The organism is Kribbella sp. NPDC031520 (assembly GCF_055580825.1).
In genome coordinates this window covers 510,594-526,138 of record NZ_JBVIKS010000001.1, presented here as the reverse complement: position 1 = coordinate 526,138, position 15,545 = coordinate 510,594, and the positions used below count along the sequence as shown (strand labels likewise).

19 protein-coding genes are annotated in these 15,545 nt (G+C 68.1%); 8 read left to right on the top strand and 11 right to left on the bottom strand.

Features of this window, described 5'->3' with window-relative positions:
- Positions 1 to 8: 8 nt before the first annotated feature.
- The 5 genes from ACZ5BU_RS02570 to ACZ5BU_RS02550 form a co-directional block, all read right to left on the bottom strand.
- Positions 9 to 1,175, bottom strand: a complete 1,167-nt coding sequence (locus ACZ5BU_RS02570; RefSeq protein WP_465694952.1) for a glycoside hydrolase family 64 protein — start codon at positions 1,173 to 1,175, stop codon at positions 9 to 11.
- Between the two features lie 95 nt (positions 1,176 to 1,270).
- Positions 1,271 to 1,813: a DinB family protein gene (locus ACZ5BU_RS02565; protein WP_465694951.1), complete on the bottom strand. Its 543-nt coding sequence runs from the start codon at positions 1,811 to 1,813 to the stop codon at positions 1,271 to 1,273.
- Between the two features lie 79 nt (positions 1,814 to 1,892).
- Positions 1,893 to 3,062: a DNA recombination protein RmuC gene (locus ACZ5BU_RS02560; RefSeq protein WP_465694949.1), complete on the bottom strand. Its 1,170-nt coding sequence runs from the start codon at positions 3,060 to 3,062 to the stop codon at positions 1,893 to 1,895.
- A gap of 102 nt (positions 3,063 to 3,164) precedes the next feature.
- On the bottom strand, positions 3,165 to 3,965 hold the full coding sequence (locus ACZ5BU_RS02555) for a polysaccharide deacetylase family protein (RefSeq protein ID WP_465694948.1): 801 nt from the start codon (positions 3,963 to 3,965) through the stop codon (positions 3,165 to 3,167).
- 74 nt (positions 3,966 to 4,039) lie between these two features.
- On the bottom strand, positions 4,040 to 4,906 hold the full coding sequence (locus ACZ5BU_RS02550; protein ID WP_465694947.1) for a DUF817 domain-containing protein: 867 nt from the start codon (positions 4,904 to 4,906) through the stop codon (positions 4,040 to 4,042).
- Positions 4,907 to 4,973: 67 nt separating this feature from the next.
- Between ACZ5BU_RS02550 and ACZ5BU_RS02545 the strand changes: the two genes are divergently transcribed.
- Together ACZ5BU_RS02545 and ychF are read left to right on the top strand one after the other, a co-directional pair.
- A complete protein-coding gene (locus ACZ5BU_RS02545) occupies positions 4,974 to 5,495 on the top strand; it encodes a GNAT family N-acetyltransferase (RefSeq protein ID WP_465694945.1) in 522 nt (173 codons plus the stop codon).
- A 45-nt stretch (positions 5,496 to 5,540) separates the two neighbouring features.
- Positions 5,541 to 6,617 carry a redox-regulated ATPase YchF gene (gene ychF, locus ACZ5BU_RS02540; RefSeq protein WP_465694944.1) on the top strand — a complete coding sequence of 359 codons (1,077 nt, stop codon included), beginning with the start codon at positions 5,541 to 5,543 and terminating at the stop codon, positions 6,615 to 6,617.
- A 23-nt stretch (positions 6,618 to 6,640) separates the two neighbouring features.
- Here the strand turns inward: ychF and ACZ5BU_RS02535 are convergent, their stop codons facing one another.
- Together ACZ5BU_RS02535 and ACZ5BU_RS02530 are read right to left on the bottom strand one after the other, a co-directional pair.
- Complete coding sequence (locus tag ACZ5BU_RS02535) at positions 6,641 to 7,474, bottom strand: RCC1 domain-containing protein (RefSeq protein ID WP_465694943.1); 834 nt, start codon at positions 7,472 to 7,474, stop codon at positions 6,641 to 6,643.
- Between the two features lie 5 nt (positions 7,475 to 7,479).
- Complete coding sequence (locus tag ACZ5BU_RS02530; protein WP_465694941.1) at positions 7,480 to 7,740, bottom strand: helix-turn-helix domain-containing protein; 261 nt, start codon at positions 7,738 to 7,740, stop codon at positions 7,480 to 7,482.
- Positions 7,741 to 7,785: 45 nt separating this feature from the next.
- Between ACZ5BU_RS02530 and map the strand changes: the two genes are divergently transcribed.
- Positions 7,786 to 8,556 carry a type I methionyl aminopeptidase gene (map, locus tag ACZ5BU_RS02525; RefSeq protein ID WP_465694940.1) on the top strand — a complete coding sequence of 257 codons (771 nt, stop codon included), beginning with the start codon at positions 7,786 to 7,788 and terminating at the stop codon, positions 8,554 to 8,556.
- A gap of 9 nt (positions 8,557 to 8,565) precedes the next feature.
- On the opposite strand, the gene ACZ5BU_RS02520 is transcribed toward map, so the two are convergent.
- The gene (locus ACZ5BU_RS02520; protein WP_465694939.1) at positions 8,566 to 9,501 is read right to left on the bottom strand and encodes a helix-turn-helix transcriptional regulator; all 936 of its coding nucleotides are present in this window, start codon (positions 9,499 to 9,501) and stop codon (positions 8,566 to 8,568) included.
- A gap of 62 nt (positions 9,502 to 9,563) precedes the next feature.
- Here ACZ5BU_RS02520 and ACZ5BU_RS02515 point away from each other — a divergent pair, with 62 nt between their 5' ends.
- The 4 genes from ACZ5BU_RS02515 (at position 9,564) to ACZ5BU_RS02500 (ending at position 12,930) form a co-directional block, all read left to right on the top strand.
- Entirely contained in the window at positions 9,564 to 10,532 is a 969-nt protein-coding gene (locus ACZ5BU_RS02515) for an ABC transporter ATP-binding protein (protein ID WP_465694937.1), read from the top strand.
- Positions 10,529 to 11,284, top strand: a complete 756-nt coding sequence (locus ACZ5BU_RS02510) for an ABC-2 family transporter protein (RefSeq protein WP_465694936.1) — start codon at positions 10,529 to 10,531, stop codon at positions 11,282 to 11,284. The genes ACZ5BU_RS02515 and ACZ5BU_RS02510 overlap by 4 nt, the downstream gene beginning before the upstream one ends.
- On the top strand, positions 11,281 to 12,060 hold the full coding sequence (locus ACZ5BU_RS02505) for an ABC transporter permease (RefSeq protein WP_465694935.1): 780 nt from the start codon (positions 11,281 to 11,283) through the stop codon (positions 12,058 to 12,060). Before ACZ5BU_RS02510 ends, ACZ5BU_RS02505 begins: the two co-directional genes overlap by 4 nt.
- 147 nt (positions 12,061 to 12,207) lie before the next feature.
- Positions 12,208 to 12,930 carry a class I SAM-dependent methyltransferase gene (locus ACZ5BU_RS02500; protein ID WP_465694933.1) on the top strand — a complete coding sequence of 241 codons (723 nt, stop codon included), beginning with the start codon at positions 12,208 to 12,210 and terminating at the stop codon, positions 12,928 to 12,930.
- Here the strand turns inward: ACZ5BU_RS02500 and ACZ5BU_RS02495 are convergent.
- Genes ACZ5BU_RS02495 through ACZ5BU_RS02485 form a run of 3 tightly spaced genes read right to left on the bottom strand, consistent with a single transcriptional unit; the run spans position 12,917 to position 15,208 of the window.
- Positions 12,917 to 13,804, bottom strand: coding sequence for an aminoglycoside phosphotransferase family protein (locus ACZ5BU_RS02495; protein WP_465696696.1), 888 nt, complete (start codon positions 13,802 to 13,804; stop codon positions 12,917 to 12,919). The two genes, ACZ5BU_RS02500 and ACZ5BU_RS02495, sit on opposite strands and share 14 nt — an antisense overlap.
- A 45-nt stretch (positions 13,805 to 13,849) precedes the next feature.
- Positions 13,850 to 14,524, bottom strand: a complete 675-nt coding sequence (locus ACZ5BU_RS02490; protein ID WP_465694932.1) for a hypothetical protein — start codon at positions 14,522 to 14,524, stop codon at positions 13,850 to 13,852.
- 33 nt (positions 14,525 to 14,557) lie between these two features.
- Positions 14,558 to 15,208 carry a LysE family translocator gene (locus ACZ5BU_RS02485; protein WP_465694931.1) on the bottom strand — a complete coding sequence of 217 codons (651 nt, stop codon included), beginning with the start codon at positions 15,206 to 15,208 and terminating at the stop codon, positions 14,558 to 14,560.
- A gap of 146 nt (positions 15,209 to 15,354) precedes the next feature.
- Between ACZ5BU_RS02485 and ACZ5BU_RS02480 the strand changes: the two genes are divergently transcribed.
- A complete protein-coding gene (locus tag ACZ5BU_RS02480; protein ID WP_465694929.1) occupies positions 15,355 to 15,531 on the top strand; it encodes a DUF5302 domain-containing protein in 177 nt (58 codons plus the stop codon).
- Positions 15,532 to 15,545 lie beyond the last annotated feature (14 nt).

Here is a 15,545-nt window from a genome sequence, read left to right as displayed (position 1 = left end):
CAAGACCGTCAGCTGAACGGATCGAGGATCAGTGCGGCCTGCTGCGGGTTGTCGTCGTGGACCAACGCCTCGTGGTTGCCGACGTCGTCGAACGCGAACCCGTACGCACGGCCGTCGGCCATCTGCGCGTGGATCGCCTTCGAGTACTGGTTCGTGACGGCGTCGGCGTAGAAGTTCGCGTCGTCGGCGTCCGGCTGGTTCGGGTTCGTCAGCAGCGTGGAGCGGTTGTACCCGGCGCAGAGGGTGCGCGAGATCGGGCCGCGGACCTGGTCGTTCGGTGCGTCGAGCAACTTGAAGCAGCCGAAAACACTGGCGGAGTCGGGTTTCTGGAACGACGTGACGACGGCGCCCGCGCTGTCGGTGAAGTTCATGACGTCGCCCGAGACGCGACCGAAGTACTTCGTGCCGGGCTGGTCGCCGAACGGCGTGACGGTCAGCGTCTCGGAGCTGTACTTCGACCACACGCGATTGATGTAGTCGTCCATCGCGCTCGCCGGCAGTGCACCGGTCTCGACGCCGTACAGCGGCGAGAGCGCACGTAGTACCGAACCGTCGGGGGCTGTCTGGATCAGGCCGCCCCAGTTCGCGGCGCGGAGTCCGTTGTAGACGGCGTCGTATCCGCCGGACTTCAGGTGGCCGGTGGTGCTGGAGTTCACGCTGACGGCGTACGGCGCGGAGAACATGTCGACCTGGGTGCTGTTGATCCACAGGCCGCCGTCGTTGAGCGTGTACTCCGACCAGTTGAACAGGATGTTCCGGTTCGGGTCGGACGGGTTCTGTACGGCGGGCTGCACCAGGCCGCCGGTGGTGAGTTTGAAGACGAGCTTCTGGCCGTACGAGAAGTAGACGCGGCCGGAGAACTTCGGCAGCTGGATCGTCACCGACTGACCGTTGGCCGGACCCGCGATCGAGGCGTCCGGCGCCGGGGTGGGCGGGTCGCCGCCGGCCGGCCAGGCGTGGAAGGTGCCGGACGCGTCGGCCCAGCCCTGCTGGCCGGTCGCCAGGTTGGTGCCCAGGTCGTAGATGTAGACGGCGTCGCCGCGGCCTGAGTTGTTGGTGATCGTCAGCGGGATGGTCGCCGGTACGGCCGCGTCCGCCGGCCGATCCGGTCCGGCCGTCAGCACGCCGGCGACGGCCACCACCGCCGCGATGATTCCCACGAGTCTGATGCGCATCAGTTTCTCCTCACGTCCGCCTGAGAGAGCGCTCTCATCGTTGCGTGAGCAGACCACCGACTGTCAACAACTCATCACTGTCGGCTTTCCGACAACTACTCCGGGATGCCCTCGCCGGTCAGGCCGTCGATGGATTCGCGGATCAGGTCGGCGTGGCCCGTGTGCCGGGCGTACTCCTCGATCAGGTCGACCAGGATGTAGCGGAGGCTGGGGGATTCGCCGGTCCGGCCCTTCCAGTTCGCGAGCTGGTCCACGCCGCCGGTCGCGAGAACCTCGGCCAACGCGGCGCGGGAGCGCTCGACCGACGCCTCCCACAGGGCCATCAGTTCCTCGGGCGAGTCATCAGCCGCGCTGTGCCATTCCCACTCGGGGTCGGCGTCCCAGTCAACCGCGTCCCAGGGCGCGCCGTACTCCTTGCCGAGCAGCCGATGGGTGAAGTACTCCTCCTCGACCAGCGCGAGGTGCTTGAGCAGGCCGCCGAGGGTGACGGTCGACGGCGGATGCTGCTTGTTCAGCCCGGCCGCGTCGAGGCCGCCGCATTTCCAGGCGAACGTTCGGCGGTTGCGTTCGAGCGCCCCGATCAACGTGTCGGCCTCGGAGCCGGCAACCGGCGGTCCCGTCAACGGTGTGTTGTCCATGTCGAGCACGCTATCCCGAGTTCCGGACGATCCTCGTCCGGAACGGAACCGCCGGTCTTGGGCAGTTCGGCCGGCTCGGTCAGCCCGCCTGCGACGGCGGCCATCTTCGGGTGGTCGGTGGCTCGTCGAGGGCGAGGAACTCGGGTGCCGTGAGCGGGCGGACCGAGGCCTCGATCGACTCCATCGCGGTCAGTTCGGACTCGGTGACGTGCAGGTCGCGGAGCTTCCGCGCGGTGATGAACACCCGCCGCTCGAACGACCCGACCGTACCGTTGTACGCCTCGACCGCCGACGTCAGCGACCGCCCGACCCGGCTCAGGTGGTCGCCCATCGTGCTCAGCCGCTCGTACAGCTCCCGGCCGAGCTCGAACACTTGCTGCGCGGACTCGGTCAGCGCCGACTGGTTCCACGCGTACGCGGCCGCGCGCAGCGTCGCGATCAGGGTTGTCGGCGTCGCGAGGATCACCCGCCGCTCAGCCGCGTACTCCAGCAAAGACGGCTCGACATCCAGTGCCGCGGACAGGAAGGACTCACCCGGCACGAACAGGATGACGAACTCGGGCGACGGCGACAGGCGGGTCCAGTACGCCTTCGCCGCGAGCTGATCCACATGCGTCCGCAGATGCCTCGCGTGCGCCCGCAGCCGGTCCTCCCGGAACGCGGCGTCGTCGGACTCGCTGGCCTCCAGGAACGCGGCCAGCGGCACCTTCGAGTCGACGACCAGATTCTTGCCCTCGGCAAGCCTCACGACGAGGTCCGGCCGCAGCACGCCGTCCTCGCCGAACGTCGTCGCCTGCTCGGTGAAGTCGCAGTGCGCGACCATCCCGGCCAGCTCGACCGTGCGCCGCAGGTGCAGCTCGCCCCACCGCCCACGAACCTGCGGCTTGCGCAATGCGGTCGACAGTGACGCGGTCTCCCGGCGTAACGCCTCGCCGCTCATCCGCACCTCGTTCACCTGCTGATGCAGCTGGCTCTGCCACGCGGCCCGTCCCTGCTCGAGCTGATTCAGCTGCGCATGCAGGCGATCGAGCGCCTCCTTCACCACCGCCTGGCCGCCCAGCTGCTGCCCGACGCTGGTCCGCTCCTGCGTCAACTCGACGACCCGGTCCTCGGCCGCATCCCGCTCGGCCGTGATCCGGGCAAGCTGCGCCCCGTCCCGCCCCCGCACCCAGAGCACCCCGAAGACAGCCCCCAGCAACAGCCCCACCACGAGGAAGAGCAGGATCAGCAACACCGTCGTACCCGTCATGTCACCGATAGTGCCCAACCCCACCGACAGTTTCGGTGAGGTTGAGCGAGGAGTTCCGGAAAAGTGCCGGAAGAGGTCCGGTTCAGTTCCGGTACAGCAGGGTCAACGCGGCTGGCAGTTCATCGCCGGGAACGTGTAGCCCTGGGCCTTCAGGATCGGGAGGACCTGCTTGAGGGCCGCCACGCTCTGCGCGCGGTTGCCGCCGCCGTCGTGCATCAGGATGATGCGGCCGCTCTTGGCGTAGGTCAGGATGTTGTGCGCGATCGCGTTGACACCCGGGCGGGCCCAGTCGCGGGGGTCGACGTCCCAGAGGACCTGGACCATCCCGGCAGCCTTGATGTCGGCGCGCACCTTCGCGTTCGTGGCGCCGTACGGCGGGCGGAAGCAGGTGGACCGCGGACCGTCGAAGATCTGGTGGTGACGCTGGGCCGCCGACAGCTTGGTCAGCTGCGGGTGGCTGATCGAGTGGCTGCCGATTGTGTTGCCTGCGGCAAGCACCTGGTCGCGCAGGCCGGGGTGCGCGTCCTGCATCTGGCCCAGCTCGAAGAAGGTCGCGTGTGCGCCGTACTGCGCCAGCGTCGCCAGCACCTGCGGCGTCCAGGTCGGGTCCGGTCCGTCGTCGAAGGTGAAGAACAGCACCTTCTTGCTGGAGGCAACGGACGTCGTCGGGTCCGGCGGCACCGGGTTGCCGGTGGCCGAAGGGGTCGTGCTCGGCGTACCGGTCGGAGTGGGAGCACTGGTAGGGGTCCCGGAAGGCGCTGCGGACGGCCGAGTGGACGGCTGAGTGGTCGCGGCGGCCGTGTGCGGACGGTCCATCTGTGCAACGGCCGAGGCCATCATCCAACCGCCGACTGCGGCCAGTGCGACCATCGTCGTGATGAATGCAGCGAACTTCCGGGTCATGGCGTTTCCCCTTGTATTTCAGGCGGTTTCCCCAGTGCTCCCCCTCAGGAGCGCCTCACACCACTAGAGACGCCTTACCCCGCAGGTTGGTTGGCGCTGCCATGTTGCGGTGAGATCTCGACTGTTGCGGCCGCGCCGCGGTGGTACAGCCGGCCCTCGAGCGACTTCACGCTCGCGACCAGTACGAAGGACATGCTGACCAGCAACGACCACGCCCCGAACTTCGCCGGATGCACGATCCGCCAGACACTCACCTGGTCGGGGTAGTTCCACGCGTCCAGGAACGTTCCGAAGTTCTCCGCGATCCACAGGAAGAACCCGATCAGCGCGAACGACAACGCCAGCGGCATCCGGTACCGCCGTACGCCGACCGTGAAGAACACCCACGTACGGCGCAACACGACGAGCAGGCCGATCGTGATCGGAATGCGCAGATCGGGGATCCAGTGGTGGGTGAAGAAGTTCGCGTAAATGAGTACTGCGAAGACGGTGGTGAGCAGTGGCCGGTAGTTGCTGACCCGCAGGTCGAACCGGCGCCACGCCTGGCAGATGTAGCTGCCGACCGCCGCGTACATGAACCCGGCGAACAACGGCACCCCGGCGAACTTCGTCACCGCGTCGCCCGGGTACTCCCACGAGCCGACATGCACCTTGAACAGTTCCAGCCCGAGTCCCACGAGGTGGAACCCGAAGATCACCGCGACCTCGCGCCACGTCTCCAGCCGGACCGCCCAGAACAGGAACGTCAGGACGAGGCAGTAGATCAGCAGGGCGTCGTACCGCGCGATCGGCAGCTCGACGTACTTCGAGATCGCCAGGCCGGCGAACACCAACCCCGGGAACAGCGACGACAGCACCTCCAGCCACCCGAACCGCAGGAGCTGCACGCAACCGGACACGAGGCGTGAAGGAATTCCGGCGCGGTCGGTCCAGGTGGTCACAGACTGGAGACGTTGCTTGCGATCACCTGGTTGGGAGAAATATGAACTGGCTCAGGAGGTGGTGGGGATGGTCGTCTTCGAGACGGATCGGCTGGTCGTTCGTGACTGGACGGACGCGGACGGTGATCGCGTGTTCGACATCTACCGCCGCTGGGAGGTGGCCCGCTGGCTGGGCGCCGAGCCGCGGGTGATGACCGACCGGGATACCGCGTCGAAGGTGATCGAGCGGTGGAACGAGCGCAACCGCGAGACGCCGTACGGCGTGTGGGCCGTGGAGGAGCGCGCTACGCGCACGATCGCGGGGACGGTACTCCTGGTGCCGCTGCCCGACCCGTCGGACGGCAGTGCCGGGCGCGGCGAGGTCGAGGTCGGCTGGCACCTCCACCCGGACGCATGGGGGCGTGGGCTGGCGACGGAGGCGGCGCGCGGGGCGATCGAGCACGGGTTCAAGTCCGGGATCGGCGAGATCTACGCGGTGGTCCGGCCGGACAACGTCGCCTCGCTCGCGGTCTGCAACCGGCTCGGGATGCGGCCCCTCGGCCGTACGGCCCGCTGGTACGGCGCCGAACTCGAGGCGTTCCTGATCTGACGCGGATTGGGGTACGGCGGGGTAACCCGCGTACCCTTGCCTCCCGTGGCACTCACCATCGGAATCGTCGGGCTCCCGAACGCGGGCAAGTCCACCCTGTTCAACGCGCTGACCAAGAACGACGTGCTCGCCGCGAACTACCCGTTCGCGACCATCGAGCCGAACGTCGGCGTGGTCGGCGTACCGGACGCGCGGCTGCCGAAGCTGGCCGAGCTGTACGGCTCCCAGAAGGTGATCCCGGCCACCGTGCAGTTCGTCGACATCGCCGGCATCGTCCGTGGCGCGTCGGAGGGCGAGGGGCTGGGCAACAAGTTCCTCAGCCACATCCGCGAGTCCGACGCGATCTGTCAGGTCACCCGGGTGTTCCGCGACGACGACGTCACCCATGTCGACGGCAAGGTGTCGCCGGCCGACGACATCTCCACGATCCAGACCGAGCTGATCCTCGCCGACCTGCAGACCGTCGAGAAGGCGATCCCGCGGCTGGAGAAGGAAGCCCGGCTGAAGAAGGAGAGCGCGGTCGTGCTCGAGGCGGTCCGGGAGGCGCAGAAGCACCTCGAGGCCGGTACGCCGATCGTCGCCACGAACGTGGACCGGGACGCGATCCGCGAGCTGATGCTGATGACCGCGAAGCCGTACCTGTACGTCTTCAACTGCGACGCCGACGAGCTCGCCGACGAGGACCTCAAGCAGAAGATGCGGGACCTGGTCGCGCCGGCCGAGGCGATCTTCCTGGACGCGAAGTTCGAGGCCGAGCTGGTCGAGCTCGGCGACGAGGACGAGGCCCGCGAGATGCTGTCCGAGATGGGTATCACCGAGCCCGGTCTCGACGTACTCGCCCGGGTCGGTTTCGACACCCTCGGCCTGCAGACGTACCTGACCGCGGGCCCGAAGGAGTCCCGCGCCTGGACGATCAAGCGCGGCGCGACCGCCCCGGAGGCGGCCGGTGTCATCCACACCGACTTCCAGCGGGGCTTCATCAAGGCCGAGATCGTCTCCTTCGACGACCTCATGTCCGCCGGCTCCATGCCCGCCGCCCGCGCCGCCGGCAAGGTCCGCATGGAAGGCAAGGACTACATCATGCAGGACGGCGACGTCGTCGAATTCCGCTTCAACGTGTAGTCGAGACCTGTTCGTGCGGCTGGTCAGCGGAGCACGTTCCAGGTGGCGACCTTGCACTGTCCGTCCGTGTTGCGGCCGGCTGCTATGACGGTTCCATCGTTCAGCAGCCCGATCGTATGCGTCGATCCGGCTGCGATCGCGGTCACGCCGGTCCACCCGTGGATGTCGATCTGACCGAACTCGTTGTCGCCGACCGCGCAGAGCGTGCCGTTGTCGCGGAGTGCCACGGTGTGGTAGCTGCCCGCGGCTATCGCCGTGACTTGGCTCCAGCTCTCGACGTCGCACGCGCCGGTGCGGTGTTCGCCCGTGGCGGTGACCGTGCCGTCGCTTCGCAGGCCGACGGTGTGGAGGTAGCCGGCCGAGATGGCGGTGAGGTGTTTCCAGGTGCCGATGTCGCATTGCCCGCGCAGATTGTTTCCGGTGGCGAGAGCAGTTCCGTCGGCGCGAACCGCAACAGAGTGCCAGTCTCCGCATGTGATCGACGTGATGTCTCGCCAATCGTCGACGGCACACTGGCCCTCGCCGTGACGTCCGGCGGCGACCACACTTCCGTTCTCTCGTAGGCCCAGGGTCGTTCGCCATCCGGCGGCAACAGCGGTGATGCCACTCCATTTGGCCACGTCGGTCTGTCCGTCACCGTTCCATCCGGTGGCGACGACCGTTCCATCGGCGCGGAGGCCGACAGTGTGGGAACGGCCGGTGTTGCGGGCCGTGTGCACGTTGCCGGCCGCTACTGAGGTGACGGCGGACCACGCGCTCACGTCGCACTCGCCGGCCCGCCCATCGCCGCAGGCGATGACCGTGCCGTCTTGGCGGAGCGCCACTGAGTGTCTGCGACCTGCGGCCAGTGTTGCCATGCCGTCTAGGAGACCAGGCGTTGGGGTTGGTTGACTTCGGTCCAGAGGGTGTCGAGGGAGAGGCCTAGGACATCGGCTATGGCGGCGATGGTGGGGAAGGCTGGGGTGGCTACTCGGCCGGACTCTATTTTGCGGAGGGTTTCGGGGGACACGCCGGCGTCCAGGGCGGTCTGGAGCATCGAGCGGGTGCCGCGGGCGCGGCGTAGTACGGCGCCGAGGCGTTCGCCGCGCTCGACTTCCGCAGGGGTGAGCGGGAGCCTGACCATGATCCGATAATAGTACCGGGATAATATGGCCGGTATAGTTATTGCATGATCGAGATCTTGGACGCCAAGGAGCTGGCGCAGGCGAAGGAGACCGGCGCGCTGGTCGGCGGCATTCTGCAGGACCTGAAGCGCCAGACCGCCGTCGGTACGAACCTGCTGGACATCGACCAGTGGACGAAGACGCTGATCACCGACGCCGGTGCGAAGTCCTGCTACGTCGACTACGAGGCGTCCTTCGGGCGCGGGCCGTTCGGGCACTACATCTGTACGGCGGTCAACGACGCCGTGCTGCACGGCAAGCCGTCCGACTACCGGCTCGCCGACGGGGATCTGCTGACGCTCGACCTCGCCGTGTCGCTGGGCGGGATCGCGGCGGACGCGGCGATCAGCTTCATCGTTGGGGAGACCCACGCTCCGGAGGATGTCGCGATGATCGACGCGACCCGGCGGGCGCTGGCCGCCGGCATCGAGGCCGCCGTACCGGGCAACCGGATCGGCGACATCTCCCGCGCGATCGGCACCGTGCTGAGCGCCGGTGGGTACCCGATCAACACCGAGTTCGGCGGCCACGGCATCGGCTCGACCATGCACCAGGACCCCCACGTCTCGAACACGGGCCGCCCTGGCCGCGGCTACCAGCTCCGCCCCGGCCTGCTGCTCGCTCTCGAGCCCTGGATCATGCAGGACACCGCCGAACTCTTCACCGACGACGACGGCTGGACCCTCCGCAGCGTCACCGGCTGCCGCACCGCCCACACCGAACACACCATCGCCATCACCCCCGACGGCCCCGAGATCCTCACCCTGCCGAGGTAGCCGCCCGGGTCACGTCCGGCGGTGTGAGTGCGCGAGTTCCTCGGCGGCTTCGTGGACCAGGGTGATGAGCTCTGGCGGGGCGATCACCCGCGCGGCGCCGGCTTGGGCGAGTACGGCGGCCTGGGCCTCGTGAGCGTTTTCGAGGTCGGCGTGCACGATCCACCAGCCGTCCTCGGCCGGCACCATCGGCTCGATCGGCCGGAAACGGCGTACGGCGTGATCGCGCACCTTGAGCACGATCGGGTAGGACGGGCGCGAGGCCTGGAACTCACGCTGGGATTGGGCCCAGTACGTCGCGAGGTCGAAGCCCGCCGGTCGGGTGAACGGGTCGGTGGTGAGCTCCGCTGACGTGACACGCGACAGCCGGTAGGTCCGCAGCCGTCCGTCGCTTCGTGCGGCGACGAGGTACCAAGTACGTGCTTTTGCCACCAACCCCAATGGGGAGATGGAAAACGGTTTGGTTCCGTCGCCGTACGTGATGTTCAGGTGGAACTCTTCCCAAACTGCTTCGCGGCAGAGGTCGAGCCAGCGGGGGGTTTCGCGCCGGTCGTCCCAGCCGGCGTGGTCGATCAGGACGCGCTGGCGGGCGTACTCGGCCTCGCGACGGGTGTTCTCCGGGAGCGCCGCGATCAGCTTGGCGACAGCCTGTTCGCTGGAGGCGTCCAGGCCGAGGTCGGCGAGTACGTGTGCGGTGGCGCCGACGAACACCGACATCACCTCGGACGGCGTCAGCCCGGTCAGCCGGGTGCGGTACCCGGGCAGCAGCGCCCAGCCGCCGCCGCGACCGCGGATCGAGTACACCGGTACGCCCGCCAGGCTCAGCACCTCGAGGTCGCGCTGGATCGTCCGTGGCGACACGTCCAGGGCCTGCGAGAGCTGGTCGACCGTCGTCTGACCGCGCGTCTGGAGGTGCAGGAGCAGCCGGAGGAGGCGTTCCGCGCGCATCGTCCGAGTATCGCAGGAAAATAAGCCAGGAACGGGCGTCTTTTCTTCCTACGGTCGGCGTCATGACTGCTGTCGAGGTGGAGAACCTGTCGATGTCCTACCGCGCTCCCGTCCGCAAAGGCGGGTTGCGGGCCGCGTTCCGGTCGCTGGTTCGGCGCGAGTACAAGACCGTCCAAGCGCTCGACGACGTCTCGTTCACGATCGCCCGCGGCGAGGTGGCCGGGTTCATCGGGCCGAACGGCGCCGGCAAGACCACGACGATGAAGATCCTGTCCGGCATCCTCTACCCGACCGCCGGCACCGTCCTTGTCCTCGAATCGACCCCGTGGCGGCGGAAGTCGCCGTTCCTGAAGCGGATCGCGTTCGTCCGCGGCAGCCAGCCCGTCGGCGGTTCGCAGGAGCTGACCGTCATGGACTCGCTGGAGTACCAGCGGCTGCTGTACGAGATCCCGCGCCCGGCGTTCCGCAGTACCCTCGCCGAACTCGAGGCACTCCTCGATCTCGAGCCCCTGCTCGAGCGGCAGCTCCGCGCCCTCAGCCTCGGCGAGCGGATGCGGGTCGGCCTCGCGATGGCGCTCAGCTACCGGCCGGAGGTGCTGTTCCTCGACGAGCCGACGATCGGGCTGGACGTCAGCGCCGCGAGCCTGATCCGGGAGTTCGTCCAGCAGTACGTCGAGCAGACCGGTGCGACCGTACTACTGACCAGCCACTACATGGCCGACGTGGCGTCGTTGTGCCCGCGGCTGATCCTGATCGACAAGGGCAAGGTCCAGTACGACGGCCCGCTGGCGGAGCTGTCCGCCCGGTTGTCGCCGTACAAGCTGATCCGGATCTCGACGCCGGGGGATCCGTCGGGCTTCGGTGAGGTGGTCGAGAAGGCAGACGGGCAGTGGGTACTGCGGGTGCCGCGGGACGACATCGCCGGTACGACGGGCCGCTTGCTGCAGGCGTTGGACGTGGTCGATCTCGCCGTCGAGGAACCGCCCCTGGAGAAGGTCATCGACCAGGCGTACCGGAAGGGCCTGCGATGAGGACCGCAGTACTGCTCGGGTTCCGGTTGCGGCAGGAGGTGCTGGAGTGGTCCGGCGCGTGGTGGTTCCTGCTGACGCTTGTGGTGCAGGCTGTCGTCGCGCCGTTGATCGGGTTGTTCGTGTGGTCGGCGGTGTACCCGGACGATCCGGCGATCGGGCGGTACTACGTCGCGGTCATTCTCGTCACGTTGATGACGGAGTCGTTCGAGCAGCACACGTTCTCGGAAACGATCTACAACGGAACGCTGAGCCACGAGTTGCTCCGGCCGCAGCCGGTCGTGCTCGGCGTACTCGGGACGAACCTGGCGATCCGCGGCTGGTTGACGTTGCTCGGGGCACCGATCGTCCTGCTCACCGCGGTCTGGTTGCGGGTCGGGTTCGACTGGTGGGCGGTGCTGCGTTCGGTGCCGTACCTGATGCTCGCGGCGGCACTCGCTTTTCTGTGGACGTTCCTGTTGTCGCTGACCGCTTTCTGGACGGATCGGGTCCATGCGGTGGTGGGGTTCGGCGGGCAGGTGATGTTCCTGCTCGGTGGTACGGCGGCGCCGATCGGGGTGCTGCCGGAGGGGTGGCGGCGGGTCGCGGAGGTGTTGCCGTTCTACGGGATGAACGGGTTGCCGGCCTCGGTCGCGGCCGGGACCTCGGCGGGCGGATCGCTCGGGTATCAGCTGGTGTGGGTGATCGTTCTGGTCGGCGTGGTCGTGGTGCTGTGGCGGGCCGGCGTACGGCGGTACACGGCGGTGGGATCGTGAAGCTGCTTCGGCTGTTCGGCGCGGGCTTCTCGATGTCGCTGCGCCGCAGTATCGCGTTCCGCGTCAACCTGGTGTTCGACGTACTGCTGGCGTTCACCGGTCTCGGCACGGCGATCGCGGCCGTGCTGATCGTGTTCACCCGGGCGGACACGCTGGCGGGCTGGTCGAAGGCGGAGTTCCTGGTGTTGATCGGGACGTACCAGTTGATCACCGGGCTGCGGACGACGTTCGTCGATCCGAACCTGTCGTGGTTCCCGGAAACCGGCATCCGGAACGGAAAGCTCGACGCGTACTTGTTGCAGCCGGCATCGAGTTTGTTCCTGTCCAGTCTGTCGCTGTCGTCGCCGCTGCAGCTGATCCAGGTCGTCCTCGGCTTCGCTGTCCTCGGCTGGGGGATCGCGGACCACCCACCAACTGTGGGCGGGGTCGCGAGTTGGCTGGTGCTGGTCGTGGCGGGGATCGTGGTGACGTGGGCGTTGAGCGTACTGCTGGCCTGCTTGGCGTTCTGGGCGCCGAAGCTGCAGCTGGACGTCTTCTACCACTCAGCGTGGCAACTCGGGCGCTACCCGACCGACGTCTTCGCCCGCCCGCTCCGCATCCTCCTCACCTATGTTCTCCCGATGGCATTGATCGCGAGCGTCCCCTCCACGGCCCTACTCCGCGGCCCAGAGCCAGGCGTGCTCGCCGCCGGAGTTGCAGCCGCGGGTGGTGCGGCCGGGCTTGCGGTGTTTGCTTGGCGCGCCGGGTTGCGCCGGTACAGCGGCGCGACTTCGTGAGGATCTGCAGGACGACAGGAGGTGTGGCCTCATCGCGGGGTCCGCAGGACCTGCTGCGGCGTGCGGGCGGCTGTGCATAGAGGTATACGTCCTGTCGGGCTGCAAAATCAGTCGCCGGACCACGGGGGGGCGGATAGCGTCCCCGACATGGTTGATGCCTTGTTCGGAGAGCCTCGGTTGGTGGCGTTGTACGACGTGCTCGAGACGGGGAGGGAGGATCTGGAGCACTACGCGGCGATGGTCGGTGAGTTCGGCGTGCACCGGGTGCTCGACGTGGGGTGTGGGACGGGGGAGTTGGCCTGCCTGCTCGCGGGTGCCGGGGTGGATGTGACCGGGGTGGATCCGGCGGCGGCTTCGCTGGAGGTTGCTCGGGGCAAGGAGTTTGCTGAGCGGGTGACGTGGATCCACGGGGACGCGACGACGTTGCCGCCGATGCAGGTGGAGCTTGCGTTGATGACGGGCAATGTGGCCCAGGTGTTCCTGACCGCAGACGAGTGGGCGGCGACCGTACGCGGGGTGCATGCGGCGCTCGAGCCCGGTGGGCGGTTCGTGTTCGAGACCAGGGTCCCGGCGCGGCGGGCGTGGGAGGAGTGGACCCGCGAGCACACCCATCAGGTACGGCGGATCGGTGACGAGACGGTCGAGGTGTGGACCGAGTTGGTCGAGGTCAAGTTGCCGTACGTGACCTTCCGCGCCAGGTACGTCTTCTCGTCCGACGGTGCCGTGCTCACGTCCGACTCGACGCTGTGGTTCCGCGAGCGGGACGAGGTCGAGCAGTCGCTGACCGCGGCCGGGTTCGCGGTCGACGACGTACGGGATGCTCCCGACCGGCCGGGCAAGGAGCTCGTGTTCGTGGCTAGGAAGCTTTGAGCAGTGCGGTCAGGGTCTCGTGGGCGGTGCGGGACATGACCGGGTTGGTCTCGACGTAGTACCAGAGGCAGCCGATCGCCTGCGCGAACGACCAGCCCATCCCGCGGCGCCACTCGTCGTCGTCAGCGCCGAGCGCCGCGCGGAACGCCGTACGCGCCGTCGGGTCGAGCAGGTTCCACGCGGGCTGCAGGTCCATCGCGGGGTCCGACACCGTGAACATGCCGACGTCGATCACTCCGGCCAGCCGGCCGTCCTTCACGAGCAGGTTGCCCGGCATCAGGTCGCGATGGGTCCACGCGTCCGGCTCGGTTCGCGGCGTCGTGCGCAGGTCGGCCCACAACTTGGTGAGTCCGTCCACGTCGATCATCCCGCGACTGCGGTCCAGGCACTCCGCGACCCACTCGTCCTGCGACGGCAGCATCCCACCGCGCCACTGGCCGTTGAACGTACGTCCTTCGGTCGGCTGCGACCGCAGCGCGAGCACGAACCGCGCAAGATCCTCGGCGAACCCGGTGGCCCCGGCGACATCGGCGTCGTACGCGATCGTGCCGTCCACCCACGTCTGCACCGCCCACGGCAGTGGAAAACCCATGCCGGGTGCACCGATGGCGACCGGCTCCGGCGTCGGGTACGTCGACATCGCGCGCAACCGCCGCGCCGCCTCCGCCTCGTCCTCGAGCTCCTGCCGGACCGCCGCCGGATCGCCGGGCTGAATCGGAAGCCGCGCGGTGAATTCTTCGCCGATCCGGAACACCGCGTTGACCGTCCCGTGCGACGGTACGGAGCGGACCGCTAGCGCGCTCCACTCCGGGAACTGCTCCTTGACCAGCCCTTCGACCAGTTCGACCGTCACGTCCAATTGACCCTCGTGCATCACGCCCAGCAGTATCCCGGGACCACCTGGCACCCCGCACACGATTTAGACCCGCACTGCAGGGGCGACTCGAGCTGAGCCGATTCCGCGGTCCGGCTTGCCCAGGCGGAAGCGGACCTTGCCCTTCAGTACCGTCCCGGACTCGGCCTGGCTGTCGACGAGTTCTTCACCGGGAAACAGCGTGAACGTCCACCGCTCGTTGTGTTCGCAGTCGGGCGGCGTCGCTCCGCACTGCAGCACCCGCGCACCCCACAACTGCCGCGTCATCCACGTCCGCGTGTCCTGCCCGTCGACCACGCAGCCGTTCGAGGCCTTGACGTCGTTGTAGCTGCCGAGCGACGGACCGTACGATCCGATCACGCTCACGACGAGGTGCCACGGGTCGTCGCCGGGCAGCGTGACCCCGGCCGGCAGGCGCTCGTCGAACACATCCGGCTCCGGCGTCGGGCGGACGTCGAGCGGAAGTGGCGCCCGGGTGTCGAGCTTCGACGGATCGGGGACGAGGAGTACGCCGTACTCGACCTCGTCGGCGAATCGGGCCGCCGCGAAGTGCGAGGTCAGCGCACGGACGGCCTGCTCCGCGCGCGACCAGGGGAAGGTGTCGCGCAGGTATTCCTCGGTGATCGGGGGCAGATCGCGCTCGGCGACGAGCGCGGCGACCGGCCCGGTGTTCCAGGCAGCGACCAGCCGGCCGACGGACGAGGCAACGAAATCGTTCATCCCGCGCAACGGTAGTCAGCGGGTCCGACGGTGCTAGTGCGAGGCGAGTGGGCGGGCCCGATCGGTGGCGAGGCGGAGCGCGAAGACGGCGAGCGCCGTACCGGTCAGGTAGCGGTGGATGCGCATCCAGGTCGGGCGGCGGGACAGGAACACCGCGACCGAGCCGGCGGTGATCACGAAGACCCCGTTCATCACCACGCCGACGGTCAGCTGGCCGAGGCCGAGGATCAGGCTCTGCAGGCCTAGGTGACCGCGGGACGGGTCGAGGAACTGCGGGAGCAGCGAGATGTAGAGGATCGCGATCTTCGGGTTCAGCAGGCAGGTGAGCAGGCCCATCCCGAACAGCTTGCGCGGGCGGTCCGGTTCCAGCTCCTGGGTCGCGAACACCGACGTACCGCCGGGACGGAAGGCCTGCCAGGCGAGCCAGAGCAGGTACGCCGCGCCGGCCAGCTTCAGCGTCAGGTAGATCTCCGGGACCAGCGCGAACAGGGTCGCGAGCCCGGCGCTTGCCGCGAGCAAGTAGGTGAGGAAGCCGAGACCGACGCCGGCCAGCGAGATCAGCCCGGCGCGGCGGCCCTGCGCGATCGAGCGCGAGATCAGGTAGATCATGTTCGGCCCCGGCACGATCACCAGGCCCAGCTCGACCAGCGCGATCCCGAGCAGCGCCTCGTTGCTCACCAGCATTGTGTCTCCCCTCCTCGGCGGTACGGCGAACCTAACATCGCGGCTCGCCCGGGCCCGGAGGTTTTCCACAGGCCGGTATTCGCTCGCCGTCGGTGCTCACCCTCGGTTAGGTTGGGTCCGTACGCCTACGGTTTGAAGGAGACGGTATGAGCGAGAAGTCCAGCGAGCCGGCGGACGATCTGCAGAAGAAGTTTCGGGAAGCGCTCGAGAAGAAGAACGCGGGCAACCACTCGCACCCCGGAAGCGGGGCCCGCGGTCAGGGTGTCGGCGAAGCGCACAACGACAAGCAGAAGCGCCAGTTCCGGCGCAAGTCCGGCAGCTGAAAAGCCGTCCACCC